Genomic DNA, 20,004 nt, shown 5'->3' on the forward strand with positions numbered 1-20,004 from the left:
AGTAAATAACGCCGCACTATGGGCTTTGTTGTTATTGACGTTTGTATGGATAAGCTATAAAAATCAGTGTTTTATTAATAGCACTCAGGCGAAAACTTTATTCACTGACGCGAAATTCGGCATGTTTTTGATGTTTTTCTCGATACTGTTTTGGTGATAAGCCAACATAGCTCTTAAAGCTTCGGGCAAAATAGCTTTGTGAACTAAAACCTGCTTGCTCTGCGACTTGACCAATTGCTAACGCGCTATCGATTAGCTGTTTTTTTGCAAACTCTAAGCGAGTATTGCGCAAATAATCAGAAGGTGTTTGTGAGTACAAGGCTTTCATTTTTAGTTGCAGAGCTCGTGAGCTTAAACATAACGCAGAGGCTAGCTGCTCAACCGAGAAGCTTTCATCTTGGTAGTGTGCTTGTACTGTCTGCTTAAGCTTTTCAGTGAAGGAATAATCTTTATTTTGTACTGTTACAGCGGCTGTATCGCTATTCAGAGGAGCTGCCAGTTGTGCTGTTAGGTGCTGGTTTAAAATTTGTCTCAGATTAAGCAGGCCTTTTACTCTGCTAACTAGTAGAGTAGGTTCAAAAGGTTTACTCAAAAAATCATCAGCTAATAAATCCAGCCCTTTTAAGCGGCTGTGGGTATCTGCTTTAGCAGAAAGTAATAATACCGGAATGTGGCTGGTGGCTGGGTTTGAACGCAGTGCTGCTAATAATTGATAACCATCCATATTTGGCATCATCACATCACTAATAATGAGCTCAGGTAAGTTTGACTGGCAAAGGTCGAGAGCTTGCTGACCATCAGTTGCACAGATACAGTTAAACTCTTTATTAAATAAAGAAAGGAGTAGCTCTGCCATTTCCTCATTATCTTCAACAATCAGCAGTGTTGGTTGTGAGGTATGAACTTGCATAGCGCTACTGGCTTGATTATCAGCACTTTCAATCATAGGTAATGACACAGTAAAGCAGCTACCTTCAGCGATTTTACTGCTTACACTGATAGAACCACCGTATTGTTCAACGAGTTGTTTTACTAAGCTCAGGCCAATACCACTTCCTGCTTCTGACGATGTTAAGCGAGTAAAGCGCTGAAAAATCGACTGCTGATGCTCACTGGCAATACCCACACCGGTATCAGTAATTTTAAACTTTAACGCTTGTTGTACTTCACTAAGGTGAATATCGACTGTGCCACCTGCAGGGGTGTACTTAAGAGCGTTGCTTATCAGATTACTAAAAATCGAGTGAGCATGTTCAGGAGCAAGGTTAATCTTAAGTGCTGTAGTGGTGGTGTCAGTGAAGCTAAATTGCAGCTGTTTTTGCTCATACAGAGGCCTGAAATCCGCCACTAAATCTGTTAAAAATGGCGTAATAGAATAGGGGCTGACAGTGTAAATTGCCGTGCTTGGGCGTTGACTCAATTGTAAAAGTTGATTGATTAGCTCTAGTAAGCGTTGGCAGTTTCGTTTAATACTGGCTAGTTGCGTTTGAGCTTTTGGATCGGCATTGCTTCGCTGCAATTGACTGATCGGAGCGAGTATTAAGCTAAGTGGTGTTTTGAGTTCGTGGCTAATGTTATCTAAAAACTGGTCTTTTAATTTGTTTAGCTCAATTTCGGTTTGCTTCTCTTGCTCTGCTAGTTTGCGCTTGTACAAGGCATTTAACACAAGCCAAGTCAGTGCTAAAGCAAACACAAAGTAAATACAGTAGGCTAGTTTAGTTTGCCACCAAGGAGGCACAACAGTAAGTTCTAACAGCTGTGTACTGTCACTCCATTGACCATATTGATCTTTTGCTTTTAGCAATAACTGGTAGTGACCAGCAGGCAGCTGTGGATAGTTAATTTGTCTAAGGGATGCATCGGTATATAAAAATTGCTCATCAAAGCCAGCTAGCTTGTAGCCATATTGATAATGTTTTGGAGTCGCACCATTTTTTAATGCACTAAATTTAAAGCCGATAACCCCCGCTGATTTTGCAAACGAGAATGTCTGAGTTGCACTAGCAAGGGTATTGGTTTGCTTATCAAAATGATTACTTTTAATTGTTTGGTTATTAAGTAATAACTCAGTTAACACTGGCGTAGGGGGTGTGTGCGATAAGGTTAGTTGCTCAGGGTAAAAATGATTGTAGCCATTAATACCACCAAAAAATAACTCGCCATCGTCAGCTTGAAAGCTCGCACCTAATATAAATGATTGATGCTGAATGCCGTCTTCTGGTAGAAACTGCTGCATTTGCTGCGTGCTGGGGTTATAACGAGTGAGTCCGCCATTGGTTGCAAGCCAAAGCATGTCTTGTTTATCGGCAAGAATGTCAAAAATGTTGTCATTAGCTAAACCTTGTTGTTCAGTAATCTGTTTCACTGTGAGGGTGTGCTTGTTGACTTGATTCAAGCCTTGCATGGTGCCAACCCAAATGCTGTCTTCACTGAGTAATAAAGAGGTAACCATATTGTGGCTAAGCCCTGTCTCACCAGAGCTTTGTTCATCTAATAAACTAAATTGCTCTGTTGATATATCGAGTTTATTGAGTCCTGCTCGGGTACCAATCCACAGTGCATGCTCTTTATTATCATAAGCCAAAGTAAATACGGTGTTGTTGGCAAGGCTATTTTGCGTATCACTGTGCTTATAGTGAGTTACTTTGGCAGAGGCAGGCTCGAAACGGGTTAGGCCTTGGTTACTACCAAGCCAAAGCGCACCTGTTTTGTCGCTGGTAATTGCGTAAACACGGTCACTGGCTAGCTGGTGGCTTTGCATGGTGAAAGTTGTAAACTCATCAAGGCTGTCTTGATACTTTATTAAGCCGCCTCCGTACGTACCTATCCACAACTGCTGGTTAGCGTCTTCGTGTAGGGCAAATATATTGTTATTGGTTAGGGCGTCTTTAAAGTGCTGATAACCAGAGGTTGTTTTGCGATTGAGTCCATCACGGGTACCAACCCAGACCTCACCATTGGCTCTTTTAACTATTGAACGGACAAAGTTATGACTTAACGAATTTGCTTGAGAGGTTTTTAATTGATGAGAGAACTGTTGCTGCTTAGGATCATAGCGGTGCACACCATAGCCGTCTGTGCCCAGCCAAATAATACCTTGCGAGTCTTGATAAAGAGAAAGCAAATAGTCGCTGCTTAAGCCATTGTGGTTTTGTTTGTCATGACGATGTTGAGTGAATCGCTCTTGTAAGTCAGCACCTGCAGGTAAAAGGTATAGACCTTGCCCGTAGCTTGTAAGCCAAAGGTTTTGCTGTTGGTCAACGAGGCTGTCTGTTACCCAGATTCCATTAAACTGTTCGATTTTTTCACTACTTTGCGTAGCTAAATTTAATATATAAAGACCTTTTTTAGCGCCAATAAGCAGCTTTTCGTCATTAAGCAATTTGAGATGCCAGAGCGGCACGGAAATCTGAGCATGCTGAGTAAATTGCTCTGTGCTTGAGTTAAATGAAATAAGCCCTTTATCTGTGGCAAGCCAAATTAGTTCATCGGTAATAACAATGTCTCGAACCAGTGGCTGCGCTGATTCATAGTGAAAGTGTGTAAAGCTATTATTTGATACATCAAAACGGGTTAATTTACCGTGTTCGTGGCCAAGCCACATAACATCGTCTTTAGCTAACGCCATAGACCAAATTTTATCTTCACTTAGGCTTTCATTATGGTGTGTAGAAAACACCTCAAACAGACCGGTTTTAGGGTTGAGTCTATTAAGCCCTTTGCTTGCAGTCGAAAACCATAGCTGGTTTTTACTATCTCTAACACAGCCTGTGATCCAATTCCCTGAAATGCTTTTATCATCGCTGTTAGCTTTAAAACGCTTAAATTCATAACCATCAAAGCGATTTAAGCCACCTTGTGTGGCAAACCATAAAAAACCTTGTTGGTCAGTGATGCTGCAAGTGATTGAATTTTGGCTCAGGCCCTGTTGACTATTAAAAGTGCTAAGGTGTAAAGAACGGGCACTACTCTGATTAGCCATCAACAAAATGAGGCATAACAATACAATATTAAAAGGGGATTTTAATAGCAGCACACTGATCCATGTTGTTTTATGTTCCTGTAATGGGTTTATGATAAACTGCTTTTTAATCAATGTTAATATTGATTTTTAAACGAACTGATGAGATTTTAACTAATGGGTATCTTTTACTCTTGTGTTAATGAATTGCGTAAGTATAATAGGCATCCACTTTGCAGGGGCGTAGTTCCAATTGGTAGAACAGCGGTCTCCAAAACCGACGGTTGGGAGTTCGAATCTCTCCGCCCCTGCCACTTTTTACACAATGTGTGCTAAGTCTGAAATTAAAAATCGGTTTAAACAAGTCAGTTTTTAAGTTTAGATTTTAATGGATTAACCCTGCCAGAGCGCAGGGTTGTTGTGTCTGTAGTTAAGGTAAAAATATTATGAGCACGAATGTAGAAACACCATCAAGTGCGATGGATTCAGTAAAGTGGATTGTAGCAATTGCGCTACTAGCAGGCGCAGTCGTTGGTAACCACATGTATGCAGACCAATCTGTATTATTACGTGCTATTGGTGTAGTGGTTGCTGTTGCAGCTGGTTTAGGCATTGCCTCACTAACTGAAAAAGGTCGTACTTTTCTTGCGTTTGCAAAAGAAGCACGTATCGAAGTACGTAAAGTTGTGTGGCCAACTCGCCAAGAAACAACACATACGACATTAATTGTAATGGTTGCAACTGTGATTATGGCGCTTATCCTTTGGGGATTAGATGGCATTTTATTCCGCGCAGTAGGCTTTTTAACTGGATTGGAGATCTAATCCCATGTCGGATGAGAAGAACGAAAAGAAACTACGTTGGTACGTAGTACAAGCTTTCTCTGGTTACGAGAAGCGTGTAGCACAAACTATTCTTGAGCACATCAAGATCGAAGGTTTGGAAGATAGTTTTGGTGAAGTATTAGTACCAACTGAAGAAGTTGTTGAGATGCGCGCTGGCCAAAAGCGTAAGTCTGAGCGTAAATTCTTCCCAGGTTACGTACTAGTTCAAATGGACATGAACGATGCAAGCTGGCACCTAGTGAACAGCACTGCTCGTGTTATGGGCTTCATTGGTGGTACGTCTGATCGTCCAGCACCAATTAGCCAAAAAGAAGCTGACCGCATCTTAAACCGTCTTCAAGAGAACTCTGAAGCACCTAAGCCAGCTACATTATTCGAGCCAGGCGAAGTTGTTCGTGTTATCGATGGTCCATTTGCTGACTTCAGCGGTGTTGTTGAAGAAGTTGATTACGAGAAGAGCCGCGTGAAAGTGTCTGTTCTTATCTTCGGTCGTTCGACACCTGTTGACCTTGAATTTGGTCAAGTTGAGCAAGACAAGTAAGTAAAAAATTAAAGCTGCCAAAATCGTTTAATATTTTGGCAATAAGCTTGAAAAAGGCCGCTGATTAACTTATAATCAGCGGCCTTTTTGTGTTAGGGCAAGTTACAACTTGTTTTATCACTAAAAAGTGAGAACCAATTTTTAAACTGGGAAGCCGTTAGAGTACGCGTCCTCGCGCGCACAAGGCTATGACCCACCAAATGAGGTATTTATTATGGCTAAAAAAGTTGAAGCTATTATCAAGCTACAAGTTGCCGCTGGTATGGCTAACCCTAGTCCTCCAGTAGGTCCAGCACTAGGTCAACACGGTGTAAACATCATGGAATTCTGTAAAGCGTTCAACGCACGTACAGAATCTATCGAAAAAGGCGCTCCAGTTCCTGTAGTGATCTCTGTTTACGGTGACCGTTCTTTCACGTTCGACATGAAAACTCCACCGGCTGCTTACTTACTTAAGAAAGCTGCAGGCATCAAATCAGGTTCTGGCCGTCCTAACACTGAAAAAGTGGGTACAGTAACTCGTGCTCAACTTGAAGAAATCGTTGAGACAAAACGACCTGACCTTACAGCGGCTGATATGGACGCTGCAGTTCGCACTATCGCAGGTTCTGCGCGTGCGATGGGCTTGAACGTAGAGGACTAAGATAATGGCAAAATTAACTAAACGTATGCGTACTATCCGCGAAAAAGTGGATGTAACTAAAGATTACGAAATCAACGAAGCAGTTGCTCTTTTAAAAGAGTTAGCGACAGCTAAATTCGTAGAAAGTGTTGACGTTGCTGTTAACCTTGGTATCGATGCTCGTAAATCTGACCAAAACGTACGTGGTGCAACTGTACTACCTAACGGTACTGGTCGTGAAGTTCGTGTTGCTGTATTCACACAAGGCGCTAACGCAGATGCTGCGAAAGAAGCTGGTGCTGAATTAGTGGGCATGGAAGATCTTGCTGATCTAGTTAAGAAAGGCGAGATGAACTTTGACGTTGTTGTTGCATCTCCAGACGCTATGCGTGTTGTTGGTCAACTAGGTCAAATCTTAGGTCCACGTGGTCTAATGCCAAACCCTAAAACTGGTACTGTAACGCCTAACGTTGCAGAAGCAGTTAAAAACGCGAAAGCAGGTCAAGTTCGTTACCGTAACGACAAGAACGGTATCATCCATACTACTATCGGTAAGGTTGATTTCACTGCTGAGCAACTTCAACAAAACCTTGAAGCTCTTATTGTTGCGCTTAAGAAGGCTAAACCTTCTCAAGCAAAAGGTACTTACGTGAAGAAAGTAACTATCTCTACAACAATGGGCGCAGGTGTTGCTGTTGACCAAAACTCTCTAAGCACAGTTGTTGCTTAATTAAGAGTTTACATGGCGCGAAATTTGAACTATAATTTTGCGCCATTTTGTTGAGAAAGTTAATTTCAAAACAAGTAAAGAATTCGGGTTGAAGTCCATAATTTCGTAATGCCTTCGGGTAAAAACGATAAATTGGACTTCCGTCCAAGACCGTAGGCGGCTTCGGCCTTAATATTTTACCTACGTAGACGGTGTGAATCCCCAGATAGATTTTTCCTAATCTTCTGGCTCTCGCCGTAAAAAGCATCTCCATCTTAGATGGGGAAGAGTAGAACAGGGAAGCCAATTTCGGCAACCCATTAAACCAGGAGTAACACCCATGGCTTTAAATCTTCAAGGCAAAAAAGCAATTGTTGCTGAAGTCAACGAAGCAGCCACTGGTGCTCTTTCTGCAGTTGTTGCAGATTCTCGTGGTGTAACAGTTGGTGCTATCACTGCCCTTCGTAAAGAAGCTCGTGAAGCTGGTGTATGGATGAAAGTTGTTCGTAACACTTTAGCTAAACGTGCTGTTGAAGGTACAGATTTTGAGTGCCTTTCTGACTCACTTGTAGGTCCAAGCTTAATCGCTTTCTCTTCAGAGCACCCAGGTGCTGCTGCGCGTATCTTCAAAGATTTCGCGAAGAAGAACGAGAAATTCGAAGTTAAGACGGCTGCATTTGAAGGTAACGTAGTAGACGCAGCTATGCTAGCAACTCTACCTACTTACGACGAAGCTGTTGCACGCTTAATGAGCGCTATGAAAGAAGCGTCTGCAGGTAAATTGTGTAAAACAATTGAAGCAGTACGTGTACAGAAAGAAGAGCAAGCTGCTTAATTTTAAGCTGTTTTTTTGTTCACTTTCGGTGTAATATTTTTTTTGGGCTATATTTAGTCCGTAATAATTAGGAAATTTGTAATGTCTGTAACTAAAGACCAAATCCTTGATGCTATTGCTGAAATGTCAGTAATGGACGTTGTTGCTCTAGTTGAAGCAATGGAAGAAAAATTCGGCGTAACTGCAGCTGCTGCTGTTGTTGCTGGTCCTGCTGCTGAAGCAGCTGAAGAAAAGACTGAGTTCGACGTAATCCTTACTGGCGCTGGCGCTAACAAGGTTGCAGCTATCAAAGCTGTACGTGGTGCTACTGGTCTTGGCCTTAAAGAAGCTAAAGCACTTGTTGAAGCTGCTCCTGCACCTATCAAAGAAGGTGTATCTAAAGAAGAAGCTGAAGCACTTGCAAAAGACCTTACTGAAGCTGGTGCTGAAGTTGAGGTTAAGTAATCTAGCTTACGCTAGGTTCGCTGCCTGAGTAATCAGGCAAGGGCTGGTGATTATTTAATCACCGGCCTTTTTGCGCTATAGAGCGATGCAATCCTGTAACGCAAATAAAATCTAATTTTCTCTTTACTTTCAAGTTGTTACCTATTTTGGTATTGGAAGTGTCAGAGCAAAATAGAACAACAATTTAATGTTGTACATCTTGGCTTAGATGCCAGTTAAGTCTGTTCTTACAAGAACAGGTCGGGTCAAAGATCAGCAAGCTGAGGAACCCCATGGCTTACTCTTATTCTGAAAAGAAACGTATCCGTAAGGATTTTGGTAAACGTCCACAAGTTTTGGATATACCTTTCTTACTGTCGACGCAGTTAGAATCGTTTAAAAAATTCTTAGTCCCTGACGCTGATGGCGATCACGGTTTGGAAGCTGCTTTCCGTTCTGTGTTTCCTATCAAAAGCTACTCGGGAAATTCTGAGCTTCAATACGTAAGTTATCGTATTGGTGAGCCAGTATTCGATGTAAAAGAATGTCAAATTCGCGGTGTGACTTATTCTGCTCCACTTCGCGTAAAATTGCGTCTTGTGGTGATGGACAAAGAAGCACCAGGCACAGTTAAAGACATTAAAGAGCAAGAAGTTTACATGGGCGAAATTCCGCTCATGACTGATACCGGTACCTTTGTTATCAATGGTACAGAGCGTGTTATCGTTTCTCAGCTACACCGTAGCCCTGGTGTATTCTTTGATAACGACCGCGGTAAAACTCACTCGTCAGGTAAAGTACTTTATAACGCGCGTGTAATTCCTTACCGTGGTTCATGGTTAGACTTCGAGTTTGATGCAAAAGATAACCTTTATGTACGTATTGACCGTCGTCGTAAATTACCGGCGTCAATCATCCTACGTGCACTTGAGTACTCAACGGATGAAATCCTAGAGATATTCTTCGATACAACTGCGTTTGAAGTTGCTGACGGTAAAGTTCTTATGGAACTTGTTCCTTCACGCTTACGTGGTGAAACTGCCGCTTTTGATATCAAAGGCGAAGACGGTGAAGTCCTTGTTGAAGCGGGTCGTCGTATTACTGCGCGTCACATCAAGAACATCGAGAAAAAAGGTATTAACCAATTAGAAGTACCGCATGAGTACATCATTGGTCGTGTTGTAGCTAAAAACTATGTTGATGAGTCAACGGGTGAGATCATCGCAAACGCGAATGACGAGCTATCACTTGAGCTAATGGCTGAATTGGTTAAAGCAGGTCACACTAAGATTGATACACTATATATCAACGAAGTGGACAGCGGCGCCTACATGTCAGATACATTACGTATCGACACAACAAGCAACCGTTTAGAAGCATTAGTAGAAATTTATCGCATGATGCGCCCAGGCGAGCCACCGACGAAAGACGCGGCTGAAGCCTTATTTGATAACTTGTTCTTCTCTGACGAGCGTTACGATTTATCAACAGTTGGTCGTATGAAGTTCAATAGCCGTGTAGGTTATGACTCAGATACTGGCCCTGGCACATTATCGAAAGAAGACATCGTAGCTGTTATGAAAGTGCTTATCGCTATTCGTAACGGTGTTGGCGATGTTGATGATATCGACCACTTAGGCAACCGTCGTATCCGTAGTGTTGGCGAAATGGCTGAGAACCAATTCCGCGTTGGTCTAGTACGTGTTGAGCGTGCTGTACGTGAGCGTTTAAGCTTAGGTGACCTTGACGCTGTAATGCCACAAGATCTTATTAACGCTAAGCCTATTTCGGCTGCGGTTAAAGAGTTCTTTGGTTCATCTCAGTTATCACAGTTCATGGACCAAAATAACCCGCTTTCAGAAGTAACGCACAAGCGTCGTATTTCTGCATTAGGCCCGGGTGGTTTAACACGTGAACGCGCTGGCTTCGAGGTTCGAGACGTTCACGTAACTCACTATGGTCGTGTATGTCCAATCGAAACGCCTGAGGGTCCAAACATCGGTCTAATTAACTCATTGTCTACGTACGCACGTACTAATGACTATGGTTTCTTAGAAACACCTTACCGTAAAGTGGTAAACGGTGTAGTTACTGATGAAGTAGATTACTTATCAGCCATTGAAGAAGGTCAGTTTGTTATCGCTCAGGCGAACTCAAACTTGAACGAAAACAATGAGTTTGTTGATGAACTAATTCCATGTCGTCACAAAGGTGAATCAACCTTTATGGGCAAAATGGACCAGCAATATATGGACGTATCACCACAACAGGTGATCTCTGTAGCGGCAGCACTTATCCCGTTCCTAGAACACGATGATGCTAACCGTGCATTGATGGGTTCAAACATGCAACGTCAAGCCGTACCAACACTTATCGCGGACAAACCGCTGGTAGGTACAGGTATCGAGCTTACACTAGCGAAAGATTCTGGTGTAACTATCGTTGCTAAGCGTGGTGGTGAAGTAATGTATGCGGATGCAAGCCGCATCGTTGTAAATGTACATGAAGATGAGCGTATTCCAGGTGAAGCGGGCATCGATATTTACAACCTTACTAAATACACTCGCTCAAACCAAAATACATGTATTAACCAAAAACCAACTTGTATGGTTGGTGAGCCGGTAACACGTGGTGACGTATTAGCAGATGGTCCTTCGACTGACCTAGGTGACTTAGCACTTGGTCAAAACCTTCGCGTGGCATTCATGCCATGGAACGGTTATAACTTCGAGGATTCAATCCTACTATCTGAGCGTGTAGTTCAAGAAGATCGTCTAACGACTATCCACATTCAAGAACTACAATGTATCGCACGTGATACTAAATTAGGTCCTGAAGAGATCACAGCAGATATCCCTAACGTAGGTGAGTCTGCACTAGGCAAGCTTGATGAATCAGGCGTTGTTTATATCGGTGCTGAAGTTAAAGGCGGCGATATCCTAGTAGGTAAAGTGACTCCGAAAGGCGAAACGCAATTAACACCAGAAGAAAAGCTACTACGTGCTATCTTCGGTGAGAAAGCGTCAGACGTTAAAGACAGCTCTTTACGCGTACCAAACTCTGTAACTGGTACTGTAATCGACGTACAAGTTTTCACCCGTGACGGTGTTGAAAAAGATAAGCGTGCGTTAGAAGTTGAAGACATGCAGCTTCGCGAAGCGAAGAAAGACTTCAACGAAGAGTTCCGTATCTTAGAAGCAGGTGTATTAGACCGTGCTCGTAAGTTACTTGTTGACGCAGGTCTGAACGCAGATTCAATTGCATCACTAAATGCTGAAAAGCTGCTTACTCAAAGCCTTGCTGAAGAAGACAAGCAAGCTGAACTTGAGCAACTAGCTGCCCAGTACGATGAGCTTAAAGCTGAATACGATAAGAAGTTTGAAAACAAACGTCGTAAGATCACTCAAGGTGATGACTTAGCACCAGGCGTACTTAAGATTGTTAAAGTATACCTAGCTGTTAAACGTCGTATCCAACCAGGTGATAAGATGGCGGGTCGTCACGGTAACAAAGGTGTTATCTCGACTATCGTACCAGTAGAAGATATGCCATACGATGACAAAGGTCGTACGGTAGACATCGTTCTGAACCCGCTAGGTGTACCATCACGTATGAACATCGGTCAGATCCTAGAAACACACATGGGTCTTGCTGCACGTGGTGTGGGTGAGCGTTTAGAAGAAATGATGAAAGAGCAGCGTGAACTGCACGAAATCCGTAGCTTCGTTAAGAAAGTTTACGAATTAGGTGATTGTCGTCAGAAAGTTGATATCGACTCGTTCTCTGATGATGAAGTTCGTCGCTTAGCTGATAACTTGAAAGGTGGTTTACCGATCGCAACTCCAGCCTTTGATGGTGCTCGTGAAAGCGAAATCAAAGACTTACTAGAGCTTGGTGGTTATCCAAGAAGCGGTCAAGTTACACTTTATGATGGCCGTACTGGCGATCAGTTCGAACGTCAAGTAACTGTTGGTTACATGTACATGCTGAAACTTAACCACTTGGTTGATGACAAGATGCACGCACGTTCAACTGGTTCTTACAGCCTTGTTACTCAGCAGCCGCTGGGTGGTAAAGCTCAGTTCGGTGGCCAGCGTTTCGGTGAGATGGAGGTGTGGGCACTAGAAGCTTACGGTGCTGCATATACTCTACAAGAAATGCTAACAGTGAAATCGGATGACGTGAACGGTCGTACTAAGATGTATAAGAACATCGTAGATGGTAACCATAAGATGGAACCAGGTATGCCAGAATCGTTCAACGTATTGTTGAAAGAAATCCGCTCACTGGGTATCAACATCGAGTTGGAAGAAAATTAAGCCATTTAGGTGCGGCGTAAGCCGCACCTGTTAGGCCGAATAGAATGTAGGGGCGATTGGTTCGCCCTCAAGATTAACCTCCGACAGGAGAGCTAAGGTGAAAGACTTACTTAAGTTTCTGAAGCAACAAAATAAGACCGAAGAATTCGATGCAATTCGCATTGGTCTTGCTTCGCCAGATATGGTTCGTTCATGGTCATACGGTGAAGTAAAGAAACCTGAGACAATCAACTACCGTACTTTCAAGCCTGAGCGCGACGGCTTATTCTGTGCCCGTATTTTCGGCCCAGTGAAAGATTATGAGTGTTTATGTGGTAAATATAAGCGCCTTAAGCACCGTGGTGTTATTTGTGAAAAGTGTGGCGTTGAAGTAACGCTTACTAAAGTGCGTCGTGACCGTATGGGTCACATTGAGCTTGCGAGCCCAGTTGCGCACATTTGGTTCTTAAAATCATTACCGTCACGTATTGGCTTAATGCTAGACATGACACTTCGTGACATCGAGCGCGTACTTTACTTCGAATCATTCGTAGTAACTGAGCCTGGTATGACAACGCTTGAGCGTGGTCAGCTTTTAGGTGAAGAAGAGTACCTAGATGCACTTGAAGAGCACGGTGATGAGTTTGAAGCGAAGATGGGTGCAGAAGCAGTATTAGACTTGCTTCGTGAACTTGATCTTGGCCAATTAATTGCTGAAATGCGTGAAGAGTTACCAACAATTAACTCTGAAACTAAGCGTAAGAAGATCACTAAACGTCTTAAATTAATGGAATCTTTCCACCAATCAGGTAACAACCCTGAGTGGATGATCATGACAGTACTTCCAGTACTTCCGCCTGATCTACGTCCATTAGTACCACTAGACGGTGGTCGTTTTGCGACTTCTGATCTGAATGACCTTTACCGTCGTGTTATTAACCGTAATAACCGTCTTAAGCGTCTATTAGATCTAGCAGCACCAGACATTATCGTACGCAACGAAAAACGTATGTTACAAGAAGCGGTAGATGCGCTACTTGATAACGGTCGTCGCGGTCGTGCGATCACAGGTTCTAACAAACGTCCTCTTAAATCGCTTGCTGATATGATCAAAGGTAAGCAAGGTCGTTTCCGTCAGAACTTACTTGGTAAACGTGTAGATTACTCTGGCCGTTCTGTAATCACAGTAGGTCCTACGCTTAAACTACACCAGTGTGGTCTTCCTAAGAAGATGGCACTTGAGCTATTCAAACCATTTATCTACGGCAAACTAGAGCGTCGCGGCATGGCTACGACTATCAAAGCAGCTAAGAAGATGGTTGAGCGTGAAGTGGCAGAAGTATGGGATGTATTAGACGAAGTAATTCGTGAACATCCAGTATTACTCAACCGTGCACCAACACTTCACCGTTTGGGTATCCAAGCGTTCGAACCTGTGCTTATCGAAGGTAAAGCGATCCATTTACACCCATTAGTTTGTGCGGCGTACAACGCTGACTTCGATGGTGACCAAATGGCGGTACACGTACCGTTAACGCTTGAAGCACAGTTAGAAGCACGTGCTCTAATGATGTCTACAAACAACATCCTATCTCCAGCGAATGGTGAGCCAATCATCGTTCCTTCACAGGACGTTGTATTAGGTCTTTACTACATGACTCGTGATCGTATCAATGCGAAAGGCGAAGGTACTGTATTTAAAGATCCTAAAGAAGCTGAAAAAGCATACCGCAGTGGTAATGCTGAGCTACATGCGCGCGTAAAAGTACGTATTAGCGAAACAGTTGACAATGAAGAAGGTGAAGCAGTTGAGCAAGTATCTATTGTTGAAACAACAGTAGGTCGTGCAATTCTTTCACTAATCCTACCTAAGGGCATGCCGTTTGAGTTAATCAACCAAGCCCTAGGTAAGAAACAAATTTCTGGCTTATTAAACGAGTGTTACCGTCGTCTAGGTCTTAAAGATACCGTTATCTTTGCTGACCAAGTAATGTACACAGGTTTCCACTACGCAATGAAGTCAGGTGTTTCAATCGGTATCGATGACTTAGTTATCCCACCGGTTAAAGCAGAAATCATTGAATCAGCGGAAGCTGAAGTAACTGAAATCAACCAACAATTCCAATCAGGTCTTGTAACGGCTGGTGAAAAGTACAACAAAGTTATCGATATCTGGTCACGTGTAAATGAAAACTTATCACGTGAGATGATGGCGAACTTATCAAAAGACACTGTAATCAACGCGAAAGGCGAAGAAGAAGAGCAATCTTCATTTAACTCAGTGTTTATGATGGCAGACTCAGGTGCACGTGGTAGCGCCGCTCAGATCCGTCAGTTAGCGGGTATGCGTGGTCTAATGGCACGTCCAGATGGTTCAATCATCGAGACACCAATCACGGCGAACTTCCGTGAAGGTCTAAACGTACTACAGTACTTCATCTCAACGCACGGTGCGCGTAAAGGTCTTGCCGATACAGCACTTAAAACAGCAAACTCGGGTTACTTAACGCGTCGTCTAGTAGACGTTGCACAAGACTTAGTAATCAACGAAGACGACTGTGGCACAGAAGATGGCTTAACAATGAAACCGCTTATCGAAGGTGGTGACGTTGTAGAAGCACTTCGTGAACGTGTACTAGGTCGTGTTGTTGCTGAAGATGTATTAATTCCAAATACTAACGAAGTACTTGTTGAGCGTAACGTTATGCTTGACGAAAAACTGTGTGACCTTTTAGAAGAGCACTCAGTGGATGAAGTGCGCGTTCGTTCAGTAATCACTTGTGATAATGACTTTGGTGTATGTGCTAAGTGTTACGGTCGTGACCTTGCGCGTGGCCACATCATCAACCCAGGTGAGTCAGTAGGTGTTATCGCGGCACAATCAATCGGTGAGCCGGGTACACAGCTTACGATGCGTACCTTCCACATCGGTGGTGCGGCATCTCGAGCGTCTGCTGAAAACAGTGTACAAGTTAAAACTAACGGTACATTGAAGTTACACAATGCGAAGTACGTATTAAACACAGACGGTAAGATTGTTATCACGTCTCGTTCAACAGAGATCACTATCATCGATAGCTTTGGTCGTGAGAAAGAGCGTTATAAAGTACCTTACGGTGCGGTGTTAGCAGTACAAGATAATGCAGAAGTTCAAGGTAACGACATCGTTGCTACTTGGGACCCGCATAGTCACCCAATCGTTCTTGAGCACAAGTCAAAAATCTCATTCAGCGACATTGATGACTCAAATACCGAAGCACAAACAGACGAGTTAACTGGTTTAACACGTGTGGTTGTTAAAGACTTAGGTAAAGCGAATGCGAAAGAACCTAAACTAATCATCGAAAGCGATGAGCGTGGTCTGCAAGAAACACGTCTTCCTTCATTCACAACGATTGAAGTAACAGACGGTGCAACTGCAAACCCAGGTGACGTACTAGCACGTATTCCGCAAGAAGGTTCGAAGACTCGTGATATCACGGGTGGTCTACCTCGCGTAGCTGACTTATTCGAAGCACGTAAGCCGAAAGATCCTGCAATCCTTGCAGAAATCACAGGTACTATCAGCTTCGGTAAAGAAACTAAAGGTAAGAAGCGTCTTGTAATCACTCCTGCTGAGGGTGACGCATACGAAGAGATGATCCCTAAATGGCGTCAACTTAACGTGTTCGAAGGTGAGCAAGTGTCTAAAGGTGAGGTTATCGCCGATGGTCCTGAGTCACCACATGACATCTTACGCCTACGTGGTGTAACTCATGTAGCTAACTACATCGTTAACGAAGTGCAAGAGGTTTACCGCTTGCAAGGCGTTAAGATCAATGACAAGCACATTGAGACAATTATTCGTCAGATGCTACGTAAATGTATCATCCTTGACGGCGGTGACACTGAGTTCTTAGCCGGTGAACAAGTTGAAGTAGCACGCGTTAATATTTCTAACCGTGAACTTGAGAAACAAGGCAAGATCCCAGCGAAGTTTGAAATCCAGTTAATGGGTATCACTAAAGCGTCACTTGCAACAGAATCTTTCATTTCTGCAGCATCGTTCCAGGAGACAACTCGTGTCCTAACTGAAGCCGCTGTAAATGGTAAGAGCGATGAGCTTCGTGGTCTGAAAGAAAACGTAATCGTGGGTCGTCTGATCCCAGCTGGTACAGGCTTTGCGTATCACCAAGACCGTTTAAACCGTCGCAAGCAAGGTGAAATCGTTGAAGAGCAAACAGTAAGCGCTGAAGAGGCAACTCAAGCACTTACTGACGCACTAAACGCAGATATCTCTGGAAACCAATAATCTCAGCTTAATCAATAGATTAAGAAATCGTAAGGCAGTTATCTTCTGCCTTACGATGAGTTAAGGTTGACAGGTTAAACTTTGCTCATTAAAATTCCGCCACCCATTTGCCTGCACGTTTTGTAACGAGCATGTAAACAGGGCGGATTTTTTTATTTTTTCAGTAGTAATTTTAATTTCAGGAGCTATTTAAATGGCAACTATTAACCAGCTAGTGCGTAAGCCACGTCGTAGCAAAGTTACTAAAAGTAACTCAGCTGCACTTAAAGCTTGTCCGCAAAAGCGTGGTGTATGTACTCGTGTATATACAACTACACCTAAGAAACCAAACTCTGCATTACGTAAAGTAGCGCGTGTTCGTTTAACTAACGGTTTCGAAGTAACATCTTACATTGGTGGTGAAGGCCACAACTTACAAGAGCACAGTGTAATCCTAATCCGTGGTGGTCGTGTTAAAGACTTACCAGGTGTGCGTTTCCACACTGTACGTGGTGCACTTGACTGTGCAGGCGTTAGCGACCGTCGTCAAGCTCGTTCTAAATACGGTGCTAAACGCCCTAAGGGCTAATGGTTCTCCGTTAGTAAGGCCAAGCACTAAATTTTTAAATTAATTGTTTTGGGTATTGACTCTAAAAGAGCAAACCTGAAGATACCGGAGATACAAAATGCCTAGAAGACGCGTAATAGGTCAACGTAAAATTCTTCCAGATCCTAAGTTCGGATCGGAACTTCTTGCTAAATTCGTTAACGTAGTAATGTTAGACGGCAAGAAATCTACTGCTGAAAAAATCGTTTATGGTGCGTTAGACGTGGCTGCTGAGAAATCAGGCAAGTCGCACCTTGAAATCTTTGAAGCTGCACTTGAAAACGTTCGCCCACAGGTAGAGGTTAAATCTCGCCGTGTTGGTGGTTCAACGTACCAAGTACCAGTTGAAGTACGTCCAGTACGTCGCAACGCATTAGGTATGCGTTGGTTAGTAGACGCTGCACGTAAGCGTGGCGAAAAATCTATGGGCTTACGTTTAGCTCAAGAAATCGTTGACGCTGCTGACAACAAAGGCACTGCGGTTAAGAAACGTGAAGACGTTCACCGTATGGCTGAAGCGAATAAAGCATTCGCTCATTACCGTTGGTAATCTGCCCTTAACCTTTAAGAGGATCATATGGCACGTACAACTCCACTTGAGCGCTATCGCAATATCGGTATTTGCGCTCACGTAGATGCAGGTAAAACCACCACAACAGAACGTGTTCTGTTCTACACGGGTCTTTCTCATAAGATCGGTGAAGTACATGATGGTGCTGCAACTATGGATTGGATGGAGCAGGAACAAGAGCGTGGTATCACAATCACTTCTGCTGCAACAACGTGTTTCTGGAAAGGGATGGACGCTCAATTTGACGACCATCGCATCAATATCATTGATACGCCAGGACACGTAGATTTCACTATCGAAGTAGAGCGTTCTTTACGCGTACTAGATGGTGCGGTAGTTGTTCTTTGTGCTTCATCTGGTGTACAGCCGCAAACTGAGACAGTTTGGCGTCAGGCGAACAAATACGAAGTTCCTCGCATGATCTTCGTAAACAAAATGGATCGCACTGGCGCTGACTTCTTAACAGTTGTGGACCAGGTGAAATCTCGTCTTGGAGCAACGCCTGTTCCAATTCAGCTACCAATTGGTGCTGAAGACGACTTTAAAGGTGTTATTGACCTTATTAAGATGAAAGCCATTAACTGGAATGCCGAAGATCAAGGCATGACTTTCACTTATGAGGCCATTCCGGCAGAGCTTCTGGAGCTTGCAGAAGAATGGCGTTCTCACATGGTTGAGAGCGCTGCTGAAGCATCAGAAGAACTAATGGACAAATATCTAGAAGGTGAAGACCTGACCGAAGCTGAAATTAAAGCAGCTTTACGTCAGCGCACATTAGCAAACGAAATTGTTCCAATGACGTGTGGTAGTGCATTTAAGAATAAGGGTGTTCAAGCTGTGCTTGATGCTGTTATCGAATATATGCCTGCGCCAACACAAGTGAAACAAATCCAAGGTATCGTTGAAGATGGTACTGAGGAAGAACGTCCTGCTGATGACAACGCACCGTTTGCCGCACTTGCTTTTAAGATTGCGACAGACCCGTTCGTTGGCACCTTGACCTTCTTCCGTGTTTACTCTGGTACTGTTAAACAGGGTGATGCGGTATACAATCCAGTTAAAAGTAAGCGTGAGCGACTTGGTCGTATCGTTCAGATGCATTCAAACTCACGTGAAGAGATCAAAGTAGTCTACGCAGGCGACATCGCAGCGGCTATTGGTCTTAAAGACGTAACAACAGGTGAGACACTGTGTGATCCGAACTCAATCATTACGCTTGAGCGTATGGAGTTCCCAGAGCCAGTTATCTCTGTTGCGGTTGAGCCTCGCACAGTCGCTGACCAAGATAAGATGGGTATCGCGTTAGGTAAACTAGCGGCAGAAGATCCGTCTTTCAGAGTACAAACTGACGAAGAATCAGGCCAGACTATTATTTCTGGTATGGGTGAACTTCACCTTGATATCATTGTCGACCGTATGAAACGTGAATTCAGTGTTGAATGTAACGTTGGTAAGCCGCAGGTAGCATACCGTGAAGCTATCCGTTCAGCTGTTGAAGTTGAAGGGAAGTTCGTACGTCAATCAGGTGGTCGTGGTCAATATGGTCACGTCTGGCTTAAACTTGAACCGATGGATATTTCGGAAGATGATGCGCCAACTTACGAATTCGTTAACGAAATCGTTGGTGGTTCAGTTCCTAAAGAATACATCCCTGCGGTAGACAAAGGCATCCAAGAGCAAATGGCTCAAGGTGTGCTTGCTGGCTACCCATTACTTGGCGTTAAAGCGACTTTATATGATGGTTCATTCCATGATGTAGACTCGAATGAAATGGCATTTAAGATTGCAGGTTCAATGGCGATGAAGAAAGGTGCGCTTGAAGCAAACCCTGCTCTTCTAGAACCAGTAATGAAGGTTGAAGTTATCACTCCTGAAGAAAACATGGGTGATGTAGTTGGTGACTTAAACCGTCGCCGCGGCATGATCGAAGGCATGGAAGAAGCATTCGGTGGTCTTAAGCAAATTAATGCGCAAGTACCACTTTCTGAAATGTTTGGTTATGCAACTGATCTGCGATCTGCAACACAAGGCCGTGCATCTTACTCTATGGAGTTTTTGAAGTATGCAGAAGCCGCTAAAAACGTTGCAGATGCAATAATTGCAGCTCGCGCTGTTATATGATTTAGCTTGTCTGGCCCAATAGTGGGTCAGGCGTTAATTTCTTTATAGGAATTTTTTAAGATGGCAAAAGAAAAGTTTGAACGCGTAAAACCGCACGTAAACGTTGGTACAATCGGCCACGTTGACCACGGTAAAACAACTCTAACAGCAGCAATCACTAACGTACTTGCAAAAGTATACGGTGGTGTAGCTAAAGACTTC

General features: G+C 43.4%; 13 protein-coding genes and 1 tRNA gene. 13 read left to right on the forward strand and 1 reads right to left on the reverse strand.

Going from position 1 to position 20,004, the window contains the following annotated elements:
• Positions 1–97 precede the first annotated feature (97 nt).
• Positions 98–3,982 (reverse strand): hybrid sensor histidine kinase/response regulator transcription factor, encoded by a 3,885-nt coding sequence (locus JIG37_RS22460; protein ID WP_206769790.1) that lies wholly within the window; start codon positions 3,980–3,982, stop codon positions 98–100.
• Between the two features lie 216 nt (positions 3,983–4,198).
• Here JIG37_RS22460 and JIG37_RS22465 point away from each other — a divergent pair.
• The 13 genes from JIG37_RS22465 to JIG37_RS22525 form a co-directional block, all read left to right on the forward strand.
• Positions 4,199–4,275: transfer RNA gene (locus JIG37_RS22465), tRNA-Trp, on the forward strand.
• Between the two features lie 132 nt (positions 4,276–4,407).
• Positions 4,408–4,785 (forward strand): preprotein translocase subunit SecE, encoded by a 378-nt coding sequence (secE, locus tag JIG37_RS22470; protein WP_036971579.1) that lies wholly within the window; start codon positions 4,408–4,410, stop codon positions 4,783–4,785.
• Between the two features lie 4 nt (positions 4,786–4,789).
• Positions 4,790–5,347 (forward strand): transcription termination/antitermination protein NusG, encoded by a 558-nt coding sequence (nusG, locus tag JIG37_RS22475; protein ID WP_054554826.1) that lies wholly within the window; start codon positions 4,790–4,792, stop codon positions 5,345–5,347.
• A gap of 214 nt (positions 5,348–5,561) precedes the next feature.
• The gene (rplK, locus tag JIG37_RS22480) at positions 5,562–5,990 is read left to right on the forward strand and encodes a 50S ribosomal protein L11 (protein WP_054554827.1); all 429 of its coding nucleotides are present in this window, start codon (positions 5,562–5,564) and stop codon (positions 5,988–5,990) included.
• 4 nt (positions 5,991–5,994) lie between these two features.
• The gene (rplA, locus tag JIG37_RS22485; protein ID WP_054554828.1) at positions 5,995–6,699 is read left to right on the forward strand and encodes a 50S ribosomal protein L1; all 705 of its coding nucleotides are present in this window, start codon (positions 5,995–5,997) and stop codon (positions 6,697–6,699) included.
• Positions 6,700–7,018: 319 nt separating this feature from the next.
• Positions 7,019–7,513 carry a 50S ribosomal protein L10 gene (rplJ, locus tag JIG37_RS22490; protein ID WP_054554829.1) on the forward strand — a complete coding sequence of 165 codons (495 nt, stop codon included), beginning with the start codon at positions 7,019–7,021 and terminating at the stop codon, positions 7,511–7,513.
• 81 nt (positions 7,514–7,594) lie between these two features.
• Positions 7,595–7,957, forward strand: a complete 363-nt coding sequence (rplL, locus tag JIG37_RS22495) for a 50S ribosomal protein L7/L12 (protein WP_054554830.1) — start codon at positions 7,595–7,597, stop codon at positions 7,955–7,957.
• Between the two features lie 272 nt (positions 7,958–8,229).
• Positions 8,230–12,255 carry a DNA-directed RNA polymerase subunit beta gene (gene rpoB / locus JIG37_RS22500; protein WP_054554831.1) on the forward strand — a complete coding sequence of 1,342 codons (4,026 nt, stop codon included), beginning with the start codon at positions 8,230–8,232 and terminating at the stop codon, positions 12,253–12,255.
• Positions 12,256–12,352: 97 nt separating this feature from the next.
• Entirely contained in the window at positions 12,353–16,525 is a 4,173-nt protein-coding gene (rpoC, locus tag JIG37_RS22505; RefSeq protein WP_054554832.1) for a DNA-directed RNA polymerase subunit beta', read from the forward strand.
• Positions 16,526–16,718: 193 nt separating this feature from the next.
• Positions 16,719–17,093 carry a 30S ribosomal protein S12 gene (rpsL, locus tag JIG37_RS22510; protein WP_002958885.1) on the forward strand — a complete coding sequence of 125 codons (375 nt, stop codon included), beginning with the start codon at positions 16,719–16,721 and terminating at the stop codon, positions 17,091–17,093.
• Between the two features lie 97 nt (positions 17,094–17,190).
• Positions 17,191–17,661, forward strand: a complete 471-nt coding sequence (gene rpsG / locus JIG37_RS22515) for a 30S ribosomal protein S7 (protein WP_054554834.1) — start codon at positions 17,191–17,193, stop codon at positions 17,659–17,661.
• Positions 17,662–17,688: 27 nt separating this feature from the next.
• Positions 17,689–19,803: an elongation factor G gene (fusA, locus tag JIG37_RS22520; protein WP_194442960.1), complete on the forward strand. Its 2,115-nt coding sequence runs from the start codon at positions 17,689–17,691 to the stop codon at positions 19,801–19,803.
• Positions 19,804–19,863: 60 nt separating this feature from the next.
• A partial coding sequence (locus JIG37_RS22525; protein ID WP_244664431.1) for a GTP-binding protein occupies positions 19,864–20,004 on the forward strand: 141 nt, incomplete at its 3' end.

This window comes from Pseudoalteromonas sp. bablab_jr010 (genome assembly GCF_016464105.1).
GTDB classification, from domain to species: Bacteria; Pseudomonadota; Gammaproteobacteria; order Enterobacterales; family Alteromonadaceae; genus Pseudoalteromonas; species Pseudoalteromonas simplex.

Bases quoted from the DNA above. Each gene is read 5' to 3' on its own strand.
- JIG37_RS22460 (WP_206769790.1), bottom strand. From the start codon at position 3,982: ATGGCTAATCAGAGTAGTGCCCGTTCTTTACACCTTAGCACTTTTAAT.
- secE (WP_036971579.1), top strand. From the start codon at position 4,408: ATGAGCACGAATGTAGAAACACCATCAAGTGCGATGGATTCAGTAAAG.
- nusG (WP_054554826.1), top strand. From the start codon at position 4,790: ATGTCGGATGAGAAGAACGAAAAGAAACTACGTTGGTACGTAGTACAA.
- rplK (WP_054554827.1), top strand. From the start codon at position 5,562: ATGGCTAAAAAAGTTGAAGCTATTATCAAGCTACAAGTTGCCGCTGGT.
- rplA (WP_054554828.1), top strand. From the start codon at position 5,995: ATGGCAAAATTAACTAAACGTATGCGTACTATCCGCGAAAAAGTGGAT.
- rplJ (WP_054554829.1), top strand. From the start codon at position 7,019: ATGGCTTTAAATCTTCAAGGCAAAAAAGCAATTGTTGCTGAAGTCAAC.
- rplL (WP_054554830.1), top strand. From the start codon at position 7,595: ATGTCTGTAACTAAAGACCAAATCCTTGATGCTATTGCTGAAATGTCA.
- rpoB (WP_054554831.1), top strand. From the start codon at position 8,230: ATGGCTTACTCTTATTCTGAAAAGAAACGTATCCGTAAGGATTTTGGT.
- rpsL (WP_002958885.1), top strand. From the start codon at position 16,719: ATGGCAACTATTAACCAGCTAGTGCGTAAGCCACGTCGTAGCAAAGTT.
- rpsG (WP_054554834.1), top strand. From the start codon at position 17,191: ATGCCTAGAAGACGCGTAATAGGTCAACGTAAAATTCTTCCAGATCCT.
- fusA (WP_194442960.1), top strand. From the start codon at position 17,689: ATGGCACGTACAACTCCACTTGAGCGCTATCGCAATATCGGTATTTGC.